This window comes from Blautia sp. SC05B48, from assembly GCF_005848555.1.
Taxonomy (GTDB): Bacteria; Bacillota; Clostridia; order Lachnospirales; family Lachnospiraceae; genus Blautia_A.
In genome coordinates this window covers 1689540-1704386 of record NZ_CP040518.1, presented here as the reverse complement: position 1 = coordinate 1704386, position 14847 = coordinate 1689540, and the positions used below count along the sequence as shown (strand labels likewise).

15 protein-coding genes and 1 pseudogene are annotated in these 14847 nt (G+C 39.0%); 1 reads left to right on the top strand and 15 read right to left on the bottom strand.

The window, feature by feature from the left end:
* Position 1 precedes the first annotated feature (1 nt).
* From EYS05_RS07875 to EYS05_RS07840, 9 genes are all read right to left on the bottom strand, one after another.
* The gene (locus EYS05_RS07875) at positions 2-1084 is read right to left on the bottom strand and encodes an RES family NAD+ phosphorylase (protein ID WP_008707124.1); all 1083 of its coding nucleotides are present in this window, start codon (positions 1082-1084) and stop codon (positions 2-4) included.
* A gap of 2 nt (positions 1085-1086) precedes the next feature.
* Positions 1087-2019, bottom strand: a complete 933-nt coding sequence (locus EYS05_RS07870; protein WP_008707126.1) for a sce7725 family protein — start codon at positions 2017-2019, stop codon at positions 1087-1089.
* A 1-nt stretch (position 2020) separates the two neighbouring features.
* A complete protein-coding gene (locus tag EYS05_RS07865) occupies positions 2021-2881 on the bottom strand; it encodes a sce7726 family protein (protein WP_008707128.1) in 861 nt (286 codons plus the stop codon).
* Positions 2882-3324: 443 nt separating this feature from the next.
* Complete coding sequence (locus EYS05_RS07860; protein WP_138276888.1) at positions 3325-4614, bottom strand: IS110 family transposase; 1290 nt, start codon at positions 4612-4614, stop codon at positions 3325-3327.
* A gap of 228 nt (positions 4615-4842) precedes the next feature.
* Positions 4843-5019, bottom strand: a complete 177-nt coding sequence (locus EYS05_RS17460; protein WP_008707130.1) for a hypothetical protein — start codon at positions 5017-5019, stop codon at positions 4843-4845.
* 307 nt (positions 5020-5326) lie between these two features.
* Positions 5327-6676 (bottom strand): virulence-associated E family protein, encoded by a 1350-nt coding sequence (locus tag EYS05_RS07855; RefSeq protein ID WP_138276947.1) that lies wholly within the window; start codon positions 6674-6676, stop codon positions 5327-5329.
* Positions 6585-7289 carry a CHC2 zinc finger domain-containing protein gene (locus tag EYS05_RS07850; protein WP_008707134.1) on the bottom strand — a complete coding sequence of 235 codons (705 nt, stop codon included), beginning with the start codon at positions 7287-7289 and terminating at the stop codon, positions 6585-6587. Before EYS05_RS07850 ends, EYS05_RS07855 begins: the two co-directional genes overlap by 92 nt.
* A gap of 21 nt (positions 7290-7310) precedes the next feature.
* Positions 7311-8549 carry a hypothetical protein gene (locus tag EYS05_RS07845; protein WP_008707136.1) on the bottom strand — a complete coding sequence of 413 codons (1239 nt, stop codon included), beginning with the start codon at positions 8547-8549 and terminating at the stop codon, positions 7311-7313.
* 180 nt (positions 8550-8729) lie between these two features.
* The gene (locus EYS05_RS07840) at positions 8730-8954 is read right to left on the bottom strand and encodes a helix-turn-helix domain-containing protein (protein ID WP_008707138.1); all 225 of its coding nucleotides are present in this window, start codon (positions 8952-8954) and stop codon (positions 8730-8732) included.
* A 316-nt stretch (positions 8955-9270) separates the two neighbouring features.
* Between EYS05_RS07840 and EYS05_RS07835 the strand changes: the two genes are divergently transcribed.
* Positions 9271-10314, top strand: coding sequence for a DUF6076 domain-containing protein (locus EYS05_RS07835; protein ID WP_025577902.1), 1044 nt, complete (start codon positions 9271-9273; stop codon positions 10312-10314).
* 30 nt (positions 10315-10344) lie between these two features.
* On the opposite strand, the gene EYS05_RS07830 is transcribed toward EYS05_RS07835, so the two are convergent.
* The 6 genes and pseudogenes from EYS05_RS07830 to EYS05_RS07805 all read right to left on the bottom strand — a co-directional run bounded on the left by EYS05_RS07830 (position 10345) and on the right by EYS05_RS07805 (position 14663).
* Entirely contained in the window at positions 10345-10776 is a 432-nt protein-coding gene (locus EYS05_RS07830) for a winged helix-turn-helix domain-containing protein (protein WP_020993285.1), read from the bottom strand.
* Positions 10777-10806: 30 nt separating this feature from the next.
* Entirely contained in the window at positions 10807-12855 is a 2049-nt protein-coding gene (locus EYS05_RS07825; protein ID WP_243119273.1) for a M56 family metallopeptidase, read from the bottom strand.
* On the bottom strand, positions 12842-13165 hold the full coding sequence (locus tag EYS05_RS07820; RefSeq protein ID WP_044951768.1) for a BlaI/MecI/CopY family transcriptional regulator: 324 nt from the start codon (positions 13163-13165) through the stop codon (positions 12842-12844). Before EYS05_RS07820 ends, EYS05_RS07825 begins: the two co-directional genes overlap by 14 nt.
* A 175-nt stretch (positions 13166-13340) precedes the next feature.
* Positions 13341-13718: a TnpV protein gene (locus EYS05_RS07815; RefSeq protein ID WP_008707145.1), complete on the bottom strand. Its 378-nt coding sequence runs from the start codon at positions 13716-13718 to the stop codon at positions 13341-13343.
* A gap of 55 nt (positions 13719-13773) precedes the next feature.
* A pseudogene (locus EYS05_RS07810) lies at positions 13774-13899 on the bottom strand (sporulation transcriptional regulator SpoIIID); the annotation flags it as partial.
* An 89-nt stretch (positions 13900-13988) separates the two neighbouring features.
* A complete protein-coding gene (locus EYS05_RS07805; RefSeq protein WP_118515198.1) occupies positions 13989-14663 on the bottom strand; it encodes a TMEM165/GDT1 family protein in 675 nt (224 codons plus the stop codon).
* Positions 14664-14847: the final 184 nt, after the last annotated feature.

Genomic DNA, 14847 nt, shown 5'->3' with positions numbered 1-14847 from the left:
CTTATAATGGACTCCAATTATAATCAATGTTTCCTATTTGAACAACCTTTACATTCGTACATTCAAATTTCTTTTCATTAAAAATAGCATAATTTGTTCCACCATCAACCAACGTACTTTTAAATTTTATTCCATCATATCCTAAGTGCTTGATATAATCACAAATATACTGCGTTGGCACATAATCCAATGCACGGTCAAATCGTCGCATCGGTTTTGCAACCTCATCTCCAATTTTTCGAATGATTTCAATGTTAATTGCAAACCATGTCATATCAAAATCAGGGATAGAAAAAGGACCTATTTTATCAAACAAACTCAAATCCACTATTCGCAAATCTTTTGTTTGAATAAACTCTCCGACAGATACATGATCATAATCCCTTGCTCTTACTTCATGAAAGGTGGTTTCCTCATCACCTGCCAGATACAAGCATTGAATACCTTCTGAATTTGTTCGTCCAGCCGTTGTTAATGCTACTGGTGGCACTCCCATTTTTCTCGTAGAATATCCAGAAGTATAACTATCCTCATCGCATATTCTTGAACGAAATAATTTTAAAGTACCTTTCGGAATATCAATGACCATGTTTTTTAACAAATTCTCTAATTGATCAAAATTAACTTGCTGAGAATGAAATCTATTTACATGCTTGATATTATAACAAAAATCATCCCAATTATAAGTTTTTAGGATACATTGTTGTTCCATTGTATCCGCCGAAAAGAATTCTCGTATTGTAACCTTCTTGTCAAATAACTCTGGTTCATCTTGATACCGTTCACTACAAATAGCTGTAATGATCTGCTGTATATCGTCCCCTGTAACAGAAAACACTTTCCATTTACTCAAAAAATTCTTTAAATAATCTGCCCTTACATCTGACTCGGCAACTTTAAGATGTTTAGCTACCGTAAAAGCATCCATAATTTCTTCCAGATACTCTTCTAAATAATGATCTTCTTCCGTATCATAAATAATACAATCCGTTTTATGTTGGATTTCGCAATCACCATGTCGATTTTCACTTGCAATCATTGAACTGAGCTGCTCATCCAAAAAGCATTCTAATCCAATCTGCATTATTATTTTCCTCCCAAGAAATTGCTGACCAACTCAATATGATGCATAATAGAATATTTCTTAACTGTTCCTAAACCTGGATATTTTCCAGAACTATAACAATCATAAAACCCTTGTAAACCTAATGTATTCTGTACATTATTTTCGTCACACCAGTAAACTAATTTTTCCAGTGCTTCACCAAATTTTCCACCCGGGTCTTCGATTCCCTCATTTGAATCAGAAACAAAATGATGTATCCGCAATTCCTTTTTTTTATCAAAATAAACAACATGAATCGCTACTGCAACCGGAGCAAATCCTGATTCATTAAATTCTTCTCCAACAACAGAATAATCTGCAAATCCAACATAATTTTCATTCTGATAATATAAATGACTATCTGAAAAGAATTCATCCTGATTGTCTATATAATCAATATTTCTGGATTGCTTATTAAAGTTATCTTCAAATAAAACTTTTGAATCTGGAATTACTCGTCTAAAAGCTCTATCATCCGGAATTAACGTAAATCGTGGTAATGTATCTTCGTATGCATCCAAAAAGTCATCCAAGCAATCCCTATTCAAATTTATAATAAGATATTTATTCTTAGATGCTTCACTTTTTATTTCAGATAAAATACCACGATCCATGATATAAGACTTAATCACTTTATCATTTTGGGTTAGTAAATCATACAATTCATTAGCAACCTTGGAATCTTCTTCACGCATTTCCTTCAACTTTTTTGCGAAATCCCCCACTGTTGGATTAAATACTACCGCAATTTCTCTATCATTTTTAACAAATGTTTCTAATGTTTTTAATAATGTTGAAGATGGTTTCACCGGTTCTATTATCGGAATAACTTTTTCGCTAATACGTTTTCCTTCCAGCAATTCTCGCAAAGCAATTAACTCAAATTGTCTTCCACGTAAATACGGAAAATACATTTTACACACCTCCATAGGATTCATTCAAAAATTTCGTTATCTTTTTATAATCATCAGATTTCAAATTCATAAAATATGCCAAAAATTTTAGTTCATAAGGAATCTTACTAAATTCGTCTTTTATAATTTGACTTCTCTTTTTTAAAAGCTTCAAAACTGATAAATATGCTTCTTCTAATGGTATCTCTAAAAACATTTTTTTACACTCTGAATAGTATTTAAATTCTGAAACATCCGGCAAATGTTTATATTTATTAAAAAGGATTTCTTCGTATTCTTGTTTTCTCAATATCTTAAAAAGAATTTCAGCATCTAACTCTACGCTATATGCCTGTGGCTTTTGTATTGTTGTTATAGTTCCACGTTTTTGCAAAATGTAAATACCAACAGGTTTTCCAATCATTTCTATCTTTTTCTTCAATACCTGAAGATTTTCTTTGCAAGTAACAACCGCTACATGATCAAATGCCTTATAATAATCATTTATTTGATTTTCCAATCTATCAAAATTATCCAATTCCGTTTTTATTTCATACACAACTGCTTTACCATTAATCAAAACAAAATCTGCTTTAGACTTTGCAATAGGAATTTCCGTTAATGCGGTTGTCGTATTCACACTATGTATGCCTAATAATAATTTATTCAACAATGTATTTTTATAATAATATTCGTTTCTATAACCTTCTCTTAATACATTATAAATTTGACTTATCAATTCTGAATTTTGCTTTCCTGTACCATTATCGACGTATCTTCTAACAACTTGACTGTATGTTTTATCATATCCATTATCAAAACAGTTGCGAAAAGTACTACGAGAAAAAATTTTATTCAAAATATTTAATTTGTTCTTTTCCATACTTTTCACCTCTCTATTCTTTTTAGTGCATGTTCAATAAAAATCCTTGATTTTACTGACTTTGCTGAACAGTTAATAAGTTACATATATCTCCAAAATAGAGTTTTCTGGATATGAAGTGACTTCATGGAGTCCATTTCTGATGATTTTAGGTACAAGAAATAAAACGTCTTTGTTTCTTCTTATGAAGGCCTTCCTGTTTCCCAAATCCACCTACAGTAACTAACCTCTCATGTCTACCAGGATCACCATCCTCTGACGGGTCCTAAATTCCTTCGTTCTGCTTATCCATAGTTGGGTGCTGCTCATGCTCCTTTAGCAGGGTCGTTGCCCTATAGAAAATGTCAATGCAGCTACTGGCTCTACTTTGTCTTATATATTTTGCATTCCTGTTTCACAGCACCATTGATGGCGGACGCTTTCCTGTTTACAGTACTTTTTGCTCAGGCAGCTATTATGTCGCTTTTTCGGTGGATATCTGACATCATTTTAAATCTGTCATACTCCACACCTTTTGTTAATACCGCATAAAACACTCGGACCAACTTACAGCTGACGGCAACCATTGCCTGCCTTCGTTTCAGCGGATTCTTTACACGGGTTACATAGTAATCATAGATTCCACGGAACTCCTTGTTTCTTGCAAGCAGCGGTACCATTACCTGGTACAGGATCTTTCTGAGTTTCCTTCTCCCGCGTTTACTGATCCTCGTCCTTCCTTTATGCTTTCCTGAACTGTTTTCTACCAGTTCCAATCCTGCATACTTCTGGATCTGTTTCGGTGAATCAAAGCGTCTGATATCACCTACCTCAGCTATGAATCCTGCTATTGTGATGCTTCCTACTCCTTTAATGGCGAGTAACTTCTCCACATGTGGTACTTTTAGGATCATTTCCTCAAGTACTTTATTGACGGCTTCTAACTGCGAAGTCCATAAGCGATGCTCTTCAAGCAGCATATATAATTCACTTTTTGTTCCAATCCCTCCGTCAAGTCCAACACTGTTGTGCGCAGCTTCAACCAGGGTCTTTGCCCTATCTTCAGTAACTCCTCTGCCTCGCATCTTTTTATCATGCCAGATCTTTCGGATCCCATTTACTCCAAGCGCGATCACATCTTTTGGCAATGGTGCTTTTTCAAGCACTGCCAGGCCGCTTATTGCATCAAATCGTGTGTATAATCCCAGATATTCCGGGAAATGTATTGCAAGCCATCTCTGGATCCTGTTTGCAGATATGTTGTGCTGCTTCATGATCCTGTCACGGCTGTATACCAGGTCTCTTATTTCGGCATAAATGCCTTCTGGCATGTAAGGGATTGAATATCTCCCATCCACAACTAGTTTTGCGATTGTTTTTGGATCTTTTGAATCTGTTTTCTTTGGACTGTTATCATCAAGTTCCTTGATCTTCTTAACCGAGAATGGATTGACCATTACTAATCTTTTCTGATGATCATTTACATACTTCGCAAACGCAAACCAGTAATGACCTGTTGGCTCGCAGCCGATCAGAACTGCAGTCTTTTTATTCTCAGTCTTAAGTGTCTCTGCCCAAAGGTTGAAAGAATTGAACCCTTCCAGATCGTTATGAAAAGAAAAAATACGTTTTGTAAGTTCGCGTCCTCTGTTATCAAAAGCTCTTGCATAATGTATCTGGCTTCCGATATCAACTCCGACAACCATTGTTGAATCTGTTACTTGCTCAATCTTTTCATTCTGTGTATAATTCATTTGGAACCTCCAGTGCTTGATTGTTTTGTTTACATCCGCCAAGATGCAACTCAATCATACCTTGAGGTTCTTTTTTATTCAATTGGCGCTTTTGATGAATTACAGGAATGCTCCGTATACTTTATCAGGTTAATTATATCAAATTTATTTGTCTATATCTACCCTTGTTTTTCTTTATGACACTTTTATTCCTCTCTCCACACACAGCTCAAAAGACACCCTACATTCCTATGTAGAGTGCCCTTCTGTACCATTCATCTGCTCGGGAAGCTCATTCGCTGCTTCTTGTATTGCCTGTTCCACCTTACTTGCATTTGCTTCAATCAATATCTTTAACAGATAGTCGGCGGTTACTTCCGCAGTGTTTGGATTATGGAATCGATAATTAAGTTTTCTCTTTTTCATAGCGGAATTTCCACCTCCTCCCGTATGTCTTTGTCCATAACTATGAAAATGTTTTTTGAAATAGTCCTGCCAAATGCCATTCCTGTTCAACTTAAATAGATGCCGGTCAAAGGGGCATCCCTGTTGTAAACCACCGCTGTAAACAAACTCCAAAAAATCTAATTCTTTTTGTTTTTTCAGTTTTCTTTCCTCAATACCAAATTACTCTTATATATCTGTTTACTGTTTACAAATTCTACAAGTCAAAGCAATATCCATAGAAAAAAGTGTAAACAACACGCCAACTACCGTAAACCTGACTGGCATTTTACTGGAAAGGTAACTCCACCTGCCGGGCTTCCTTCTCAGTAATCGGATGCCAGTCATTTTCATTTTTTAAGTCTTTTGCGTCTCGTTTACAGTTTTCGTTTACACATACCCGCGAACGCTGTGTACCGTAATCCTTGAATCTTGTCATCGTCCCCTGTTTCCAACCCACAATGCTTGTATTCATGATTTCACAGATGCGGTCTGTCTCCGCCTTCTTCGGCTTTACATAAGGATTGTCCAGTGCCTCTTTAAAAAGCATCAATGAACAGACTTTTCTGTCTTCATGTTCATCCAGCCATGCCTGTATCATTCCGGCTTCCGTATCATCCGCCATGAACTCCTGCCGCAGTTTATCAAGCTGTGTTTCTGTTTCCTTTGAAAACGCCAGTTTAAAATTTCCATTACGGTACAACATCATTGCTTCCGCCCACACCTGATCAATATACTGTCTGGATTCCTTCTCATTTTCGAGGATATGAACCTCCATCTCTGCCCGGTTCGTCTGAACCGGAACGAATCTTCGATTTCCGGTACGGTCAAACGGCAGGAATCGCTTAATATTGGATGTTCCTCCAAATACACATTGCCTCGGACGATCAAGAGCATATACTGCATAAGAATCCCGATAAGTCTCTTTCTGCCTGCTCAGAAAGCTCTTTGTTTCCTCAATACTCTTAGAGCGTGCCGTTGCGACCATTTCAGACATTTCAATCATCCAATGACCACGAAGCTGACAATAAACTTTTTCCGAATCCAGTTTGCCGATGTCATCAGTGAACCAGTCATCCTTTACTGCCATGAAACGAAAAAATGTAGATTTTCCCACGCCCTGACCCCCGACCAGACAGAGCATATATTCAAACTTAATTCCGGGGCGGAACGCACGGGCAATAGCTCCCAGCAAAAACATTTTCATACTTTCATAGGTCAACTCATCCACAGGTGCACCAAGAAAATGATGCAGCACATAGCGGATACGTTCCTGCCCATCCCATTGCAGACTGTTCAAATAATCCCGGACAGGGTGATATTTGTTCCGATCTGCCTGATGGACAATACTTTTCTGCACAATCTTATCCATCGTCAGACCGTAAGTCTCTTCCAAATAAAGCATAATATAGTTCAAATCCATATCTGTGAATGCCGGGCTTATCCGTTCCCACCACACGGGTTTTACAATGTCTGTCTGCTCAGTCAAAATATTGTGCCGGAATACATCTTTTAACAGAGGATCATGTTCTAAAATTAGCTTACAGTTATGCCGATTGTTTTTCACAGCACCCTTCTGTGTCATTTCCAGTTGTTCTCTGATTTCCTCTACTGTCAACTCCGTTTCCATTATATCCATTACTTCGCACAATTCCTGTCGTGTCTGTGGTGATAAAGTCTGAAATTCTCTGTTCAATCGCTGTCACCTCCTTCCCATGAGCCACCACTACGGCAACTCGTTCTTCTAATGTGCCTGATAATAATGTATCCAACAGGTACTCTGTTTCTGATATTTTTTCCAATGCCTCCATAAACAGCGGATGCCAGACATCTTCCACCTGTTTCGGAGCACACTCTTCTTTCCACTGTTTCAACAAATGCAGGTAATCTGCCAGTGCACGGAAATATCTATTTTCTGCCTGCAGATACCTCTGTTCCTGTGTTAGCTGTCGTTTGATTTGTTTTCTCTGTGGCGGGCTGTGCCCCATGTTCTCATAATGTATAGAAAAATCTCTTGCCAATTTCTCTGCCGCCTCTTTTGGTTTTAAATTGTACAAGTGTGCCGTAAAATCAATCACATCCCCATCTGCCTGACATCCGAAACAATGAAAACGCCTGTCCACTTTCATGCTTGGATTCTTGTCACGGTGAAATGGACAGACCGCCATTCCATTCTTGTTTACCCGTATTCCATAGCTTTCTGCAGCCTGCCGGGTAGTCACAGACTGTTTAACTGCTTCAAATATATTCATCCTTTTCCTCTTTTCTTTACATCACAACTCCATATCGTTCCTTCCCAATTTAGTTCTTCCTTCGTGTTCCCATCGCTCTCGGTTCTCCTGTTCCGCAGTAATTTTTGCTTTTGCCAGCCTATCCAGAATGGAACTTCTGGCTTTTTTCTTAATCTGTTCGGTATTCACCTTTTTGACTTCCGGTTTTATCAGCGTGGTCTGGATTGTTTTAACTGCTGTCTGCATAGCTTTTGTAATTTTGGTAATTACTCCGTCCAATCGACTTACAGCATAAGTTCTTTCTTTTTGGGAAGCCTTGCGCTCAGGGGAAAGCACCCACGCCTTTGACTGTTCTACCAGACGAATGTCTTCTTTATGGGTTTCCACTCTGACCTCATCCGTCACAACCTCCACAGCTTTGTCGTAAGCAATATCTGAAACTTCATCGATCAAAGCTTCTACTTCTTCAATTTTCAAAGTAAGTGTATCCAGTATTTCTGTCTGGTTTTTCATCTGTTCCTTTTGCTTAAACAGGATATAATCCTGCTTTTCAAGATAATCTCGCCCTCCATAAGACGGTTCTTCTTCCAGATGCAACCCGTATTTTCGAGTTATATCAAAAAGCATTGTCCGGCAAATAGCATCAAAAGTCTGCTTTCGATTATTATTGCGGCCTTTAGGTTTATCCGGTTTTGGAAGTGCAATCCCTAATTCTTCCAGTGCTTTTTCCTGCTGGGGACAGATTTCCCCGTACTTATTCTCACAATCAAAAACATGACGTTCATGAATGTGCGGCGTTCCTTCGTCCAAATGCAGTGCCCAGTCCAGAATATGGACATGAGAACCGAACCGATTTGTGAACTGCTTTGTAAAGTCCTGTACGACCGCAAGTAATATTTCATAGGAAACAGATTCTTCTACTGTTCCTATTTGAAAAATAGTTTCCTCTGGACAGGTTTTATTGTTCTTTAGTAAATCTTCCACAGATCGGTTACGCTCTGTATGACGGGTTCTTGCATTTCTTTCATTCTGCGCTTCTATATATTTTCCATAATGTTCCTGATAAAAAGTACATTCAATTTTCTCAAAACTGATATCCTGAGAATCTTCTTCCCTGTTCTGCATTGTGGTATAGCCACGGTAACAGTCCCAGTAAATATTTTCTCTGACTCTTCCAGCATCAATATGTTCACTGTTTTCCAAGTCGAAACGGCGATCATTATGCCTGGGATTATAAGTGCCATTTTTCCCGGAGCGTCCATTGTGTCTTGTTGCTTTCAATAATTTTCTTGCCCTCCTTTTTCACGTTTTTCCAAATTAAATAAGGCAGCGAAGCTGCAAACCTGCGTGAATTTGCGTCAGGTAATACCCAGTACGAGTAGACGCACGCATCAACTCACTGGGCAATGGCTGCCGCCCTTAACCTGCACAAAAGACTTCGCTCTCCGCTCTGCTCCAGATTTAGTTACTATTCTCCGGCACCCTTCCATTCCCCTTTGCCATCCATTCGAAAAAAGCAATTTTACTAACCTTAATTAATCTGCCGCTTCGAAATGCCGGAAAACCGGGTGTATGAACCAGTTCATAAGCCGTTACTCTGGAAATCCCCATAATCCGCTGAATATCAGCCACATCCAGTACAAGAGGCAGTTCATCATAATTGTTTAATCTCTTATTTTCACTCATGTTGTTCCTCCATTTTTGATCTCATTTTTTTAGCTTCTCATTGCCGTTTTCTCTTTCCTGTTTCCTGAGTCATACTGCTGTCAAGGCATACAACACGTCATCCATTCGGATGCGCTCACTTCTTTTATCGAAGGTCATGGCGGTTTATCTCAGGTTAGACGGTCATAAAGTTGTCAAAGTACACTGCATAGTACGAAATTACCATTCAATCGTATCTTATCAATCTCATCTTGACTTTTCAATACTTTCGCGATACCATAAATGTAACTAATATTATATTTTTTAAAATTACCATACAAAACAGGAGCAAATAGAAATGGCTTATCAATTTATAAGGCAAGAACCTTGCTACGACCACATCCTCTTCGTTCTGGCATTGGATAGAGACAAAATGAAGGAGCGAATTTTAATCGGAACGGAACAGCAAATCCGTTTTCGACTGGACGGAAATAAAGATAACGATGTCATATATGATATAACACGTCCTCTAGGACGTTTTCTGATAGATTTTGAATATGATAAAGAAAAGAACTGGAATATATATGGACTTGCTCCCCTACGTGATGCATTGCACACTAACCGTTGGAAACAGCCTGCACTGGAACAGACTGCTGGTGATTTTCTGGCAAAAAAATATCTCACCGGTGATCCGGTGAGAATGTATGCTACATTCCGTATTTGGAATGAATATCTTGTTACAAGGGAATATCGTGACCGTAATACTGCCTGTGATCGTTTTATAGAAAAAATCCAAATTTTGACTCAGGCATTCCAAACAGAAAATGTCATGAATTTTAATTCTGATACCGGAAAACCAGAACGTTTTCATACTGGCAGTCTTTATTTCCGCAACACTCCTGCTGAAATCACTCGACTTGAACTTTGGTTTCCGGATAATAGGCGCAGAACAGAATGCGTAGCTGCCTATAGCTCTTTTTATCCGCTTATCACTTATTACTTGAATCGACTGAATGACTGGGGCCTTTGTTTCCGTCAGTGCAAAGTCTGTGGAAAATATTTTCTGGCAAAAAGCCAGCGTTATGAACTGTGCAGTGATAAGTGCCGTAAAGCACAGGCACTTCAAAACAAAAGGGAGTTTGATGAACGAGCCAGAGAAAATAACTATGATCTGCTTTATAAAAATGAATGCCAGAATTGGCGTAATAAAATCAATAAGTCCCAAAAAACTGCTAATTTTCCGATTGAACGCCTGGAAGAAATGAAAAATGCGTTTGACCTTTTTAAGAAAGAAGCTCTGCAGCGTAAGAAAGCTGTAAAGGCAGGAGCAACCAGTCCGACAGAATTCACAGACTGGTTGTATCAGCAGAGCAATATTATCTTAAAACTCAGCAAAATCTGAATCCATCCCTGTAAAGGAAAGGCAGCGAATTTACTCGCTGCCTGCCTTCTCATTGAACTTGTATCCTACACCCCAGACGGTTTGAATATATACCGGGTTACCCGGATCATCTTCTATTTTCTCACGAATATGACTGATATGGCTCATTACTATATTGTAATCGCCAAAATAGGATTCTTTCCAGACTATATCATAAATCTGTTCTTTACTAAATACTCTTCCTGGATTTTGTGCTAATAACTGCAGGATTTCAAACTCGGTGTAAGTTAATTCTATTTTTCTATTATCACGAACGACTTCTCTCCGTTTCAAATCAATCGCTATACCCTTATGCCATATTTTCGATTGAAATTGTATTTCCTGAAAAAGAAATTTCTCTCTGCCGGAATCTAACACAGAAATAACAGAATTTACCAAATCTTCCTCAGCTCCCTCGAATGATACCAGCAATATTTTTCCCACCTAATCGTCCTCGTTTCATTTAATACTAACTTAATGTTTCGCCTCTGAAGTATATCCATCAAATGTTTCCGCTTCCGGATTAAATTCAGTAAATAATTCCTGCATTCTATTTTTGCTTACTTTTTGAAAGCTGCTGATCTTTCCACTTTTGTCTCTCGTTACTTCAATGTACATAGTTCCGTTGCTGTTAGAAAAGATTCCCCTTCCCTCATCATATAAATCTGCTATAATCTTACCATTATAAACCCAGTTTCCTTGAGCATCACAAGATACTCCATAATCAGCATACTCCTGTGGAACAGCAATATTAAGACCTTTTCCCTCTTCACTGCTATATTCGCCCATGTCATCAGCCGCTATGTTCTCACTTCCTCCTTCTTCAAAAACAGATCCTTTCATTTCATCTGCAGTTACAGCTTCTCCGCCGGAACTTTCAACCAATACTGCCGGTTCTGACCAAAAATCATCTGATAACGGTTCTGCCTTTACGTCTGTGATGGTGCCATAGTTTTCCCTTTGCACTTCAACTCGAAGCGTACCTCCACGTTTGGAACTTATTGTATAAGTACCCGGCTTAAACTCATCCCGGAAATATCCAATGGTCTTTCCATCATACATCAGAAATCCTGTTTCTTTCTGGTAAGTTATTCCCGCTTTTGCATATTCAGAAAGCTGTTCTTCGCTGAATACATTTTCATTACTGTCTTTATTTTCGGTGACCGTTTCTGCTTCCTGCTTCGCATATTCTATATTTTCCGGAGAATATGCCATTGTAATTCCCACTGCATCATCAGATGATTTCGACAACTTCATCCCATCTTTTATTTTTTGAAGATTATCCTCATAAAGTGCAATCGTCTCATCTACCTTTTCCTGTGTCCATACAAACCATCCGTCGCCGCCTGTATAAGCTTTTTCACCAATCATAGACTGCAGAACTTCTTTTTCCTCGTCCAGCCATTTCGCATACTCTTCTGCTGTCCACCATTCCACATCCGAACTTGAAAGTGATTCATCTTCCCGGATATTCACTTCGTTTAAAGCAACTGTTGTTTCACCGTTTTCTTGCGCTGTCTCTGTCTTTTTCTCCAAGGATGATGCGGAAGTTGCAAATCCACCTGTCACGCAAATTACCAATACTGCACTTATAATTACTGCAAACTTAGATGTCTTCTTTATCTTCATAATTGCTCTTATCCTCTCTTCAATCGCATTTTTACTGAAACTGTTACATAATGGTGTCAGTCCGCTCTTTTTTTCTTCCATAGATATTAAAGCAGTTGCATATACCGACTTTATATCCATTCCAAATCTACGGACTACGGTTTCGTCACAGGATAATTCCAAATCTCTGTTAAAAAGAATATACATTACCCACACAAGAGGATTAAACCAATGAATGCATACTGCAGCAATCATTATCAGCTTTGTAAGCATATCAAGCCGTCTGATATGCACATATTCATGTTCCAACACATAACGAAGCTGATAAATATTTTTCCATTCTGTATTTTTCGGCATTAAAATAACTGGGCGAATCACACCATAAGAAAGTGGTGCAGCTATGGTTTCTGTCTGCCGGATGGATAGACTCCTTTTTAGTGGATGTTTTTCCTTCCATGCTTCCAAAATATCATTTTCAACAGGCAGCGAAAATCGAAATTCCCGATAACATTTTATATAGGAAACCGCAAAAAATCCAAAACAAAGTAACAGACCTGCCAGCCATATTACACTCAAAATCGAAATGGATTCTGTTCTCTGTACCATAGCCTCTGATAATCCATTTGCTATCTCAGGCATATTCCCATGAATGGGTAAAAATGTTGTCGTTTGCGCCGTTCTCACTGGGTTTATATCAGAATAAATACTCTGCAACAGAGAATAAATACTTGTGACTGATTTTATGGAAAATGGAACTAATAACCGTATTAATGCAATCCACCATAAAATCAAAAATGTTTTCTTCGGTAATCTGTTGATAAGCACAGCCCTTAATACCACAATAAGTAAAATAATAACCGTTCCCAGAAAACTCATTTGCAGCAGGCTCATATACATCACCTCATTCCAATTCACTGACGATCTGCTTCAGGTTCTTAATCTGCTCCATAGAAAGTTTTTTTCTGCCAAGAAGTGCCGCAAACAACTTGTCAACAGATCCATCATATATCTTATCAATAAGTTCATCTGTTTCCAGATCCTGTACCTGTTCTTTTGCTATAAGCGCATGGCACATAAATCCCGGTTCCGTTCGTTCAATCGCGCCTTTATTGATACACCGCTTAATCAATGTATACGTTGTGTTTTTATTCCAGCCGACTTCTCTGTTTAAAGTATCTGCAACATATTTCGCTGGCACGTCACCATCCTTCCACAGAACATCCATTACCTTTAATTCCGAATCAAAAAGTTTGATATTTTCCTCTGTCACTTGTTTCGCCTCCTATAAGACTACAGTAGTCTGTTCTTGTTTTCAGACTACCACAGTCTTATAACATTGTCAATCATTTTCTGTCGCTAGGAAAAGAAAAACAGCCAGCCTTTCGGCTGACTGCTCCATACTAAATATAAACCATTTCGTTCAGTACAATTTCTTCTGCTCTGTTTCTAATATTATTACACCGTTGTACCCAAAGCATAGCATCTTTCCGCTTCAATTCCTCCGTCACTCCCTCAGCCGCTTTCATCTGATCAACAATACACGTAAACCGTTCCTCCGCTTGTTCGTCCAAATCCTCCAGATAGCTCCAAAGTTTTCCGGTCAGCAGTAAACTGGAATATCTACCGTAGCACTGCTTTTTCAGATACTCCCTGTGCATTCGTCCCCACTTACCGATAGATCGCTTTTCCTCCGGCAGCTTCAAGTCTGGGATATAATAATCCCCGACAAGTACATAATCAATGCCATTCTCCGTAATTCTTGTTTTCAAATCCTTCATGGTTCGTTCCTCCTTGGTTTTTCTTATTCTATTACCCAAACGAACCGTTCTATATTGTTACTTCCATATGTACCGTACTCTTACTGATCCCGAATTTCTTCGCCGCCTGCCGCACCGTAGCCTTTGTTTCAACAATATATCCTGCAATCTCAACTGCACGTTCTTCAATATAATCCTTCACTGCCAAGCCCCCGAAGACGCTTTTTTACAGTGTATGCGAAGGCTTTTTCCGGTATGAGCCTTATTCTGTGCAAAGCTCCTTATAATAATTTAATTCTTTTTCGCCTGCTTATAAAGCATAAGACAGACGATCACAAACACAACCGTAACCGCTAAGGTAAGCGGAAGGATCATAGAAGATCCCGCTCCGAGCAGAAGGCCAAATCCCTGTCTCAGCGTCAGGATTCCAAAGATGGAAAAAATAACAAATGCAACTGTATTGAGGATTCCCTCAGGTGCCTTGCTTTTCAGAAGATATCCGATCAGAAGTCCGATCACATCCGCCGCAAAAAGTCCCAGTGAACAGGCAAGCCATACCACAACCGCTGAACTCAGCCCCTCATTGGCACCAAATGTAATTGCGGTAAGCTGTGTCTTATCCCCCAGCTCCGCAACAAAAAATGTGCAGAATACAGACAGCGGTGCAAATTTGATCTTACGATCCTTAACATTCTCTTCCTCATCATCGTCACCCTTCAGCGTTGTCGCCGCAAAAAACAGGAACGCCGCACCTGCGATCAGACGGATCAGCCAGGTAGGGACCACGGTACTGATAATACCTCCTGCCAGCACTGCCAGTCCGTTGAGCACCAGGATCGCAACACCGGTTCCAAGCAGAATATCCTTCAGCTTGAACCTGGAAGTCATTGCCACCAGCATCAGCTGTGTTTTGTCACCCATTTCCGCAATAAACTGGGTAAAAAGCACTTTCATAAATAACAGCATTTTTCTTCTCCTTTGCATATTCATCCGCTCCGGAGCCATAAAAAAAGACCCACGTATACTCTATCTCTGTAACAGAAATAAAATATACATGAGTCTCATTCTTTAAGATTTGCCAGGTGCACGCACCAGTATGTTGACAAACCACGTCTACACGCGAATTACTCCCTCACGGAATTGATTTTCG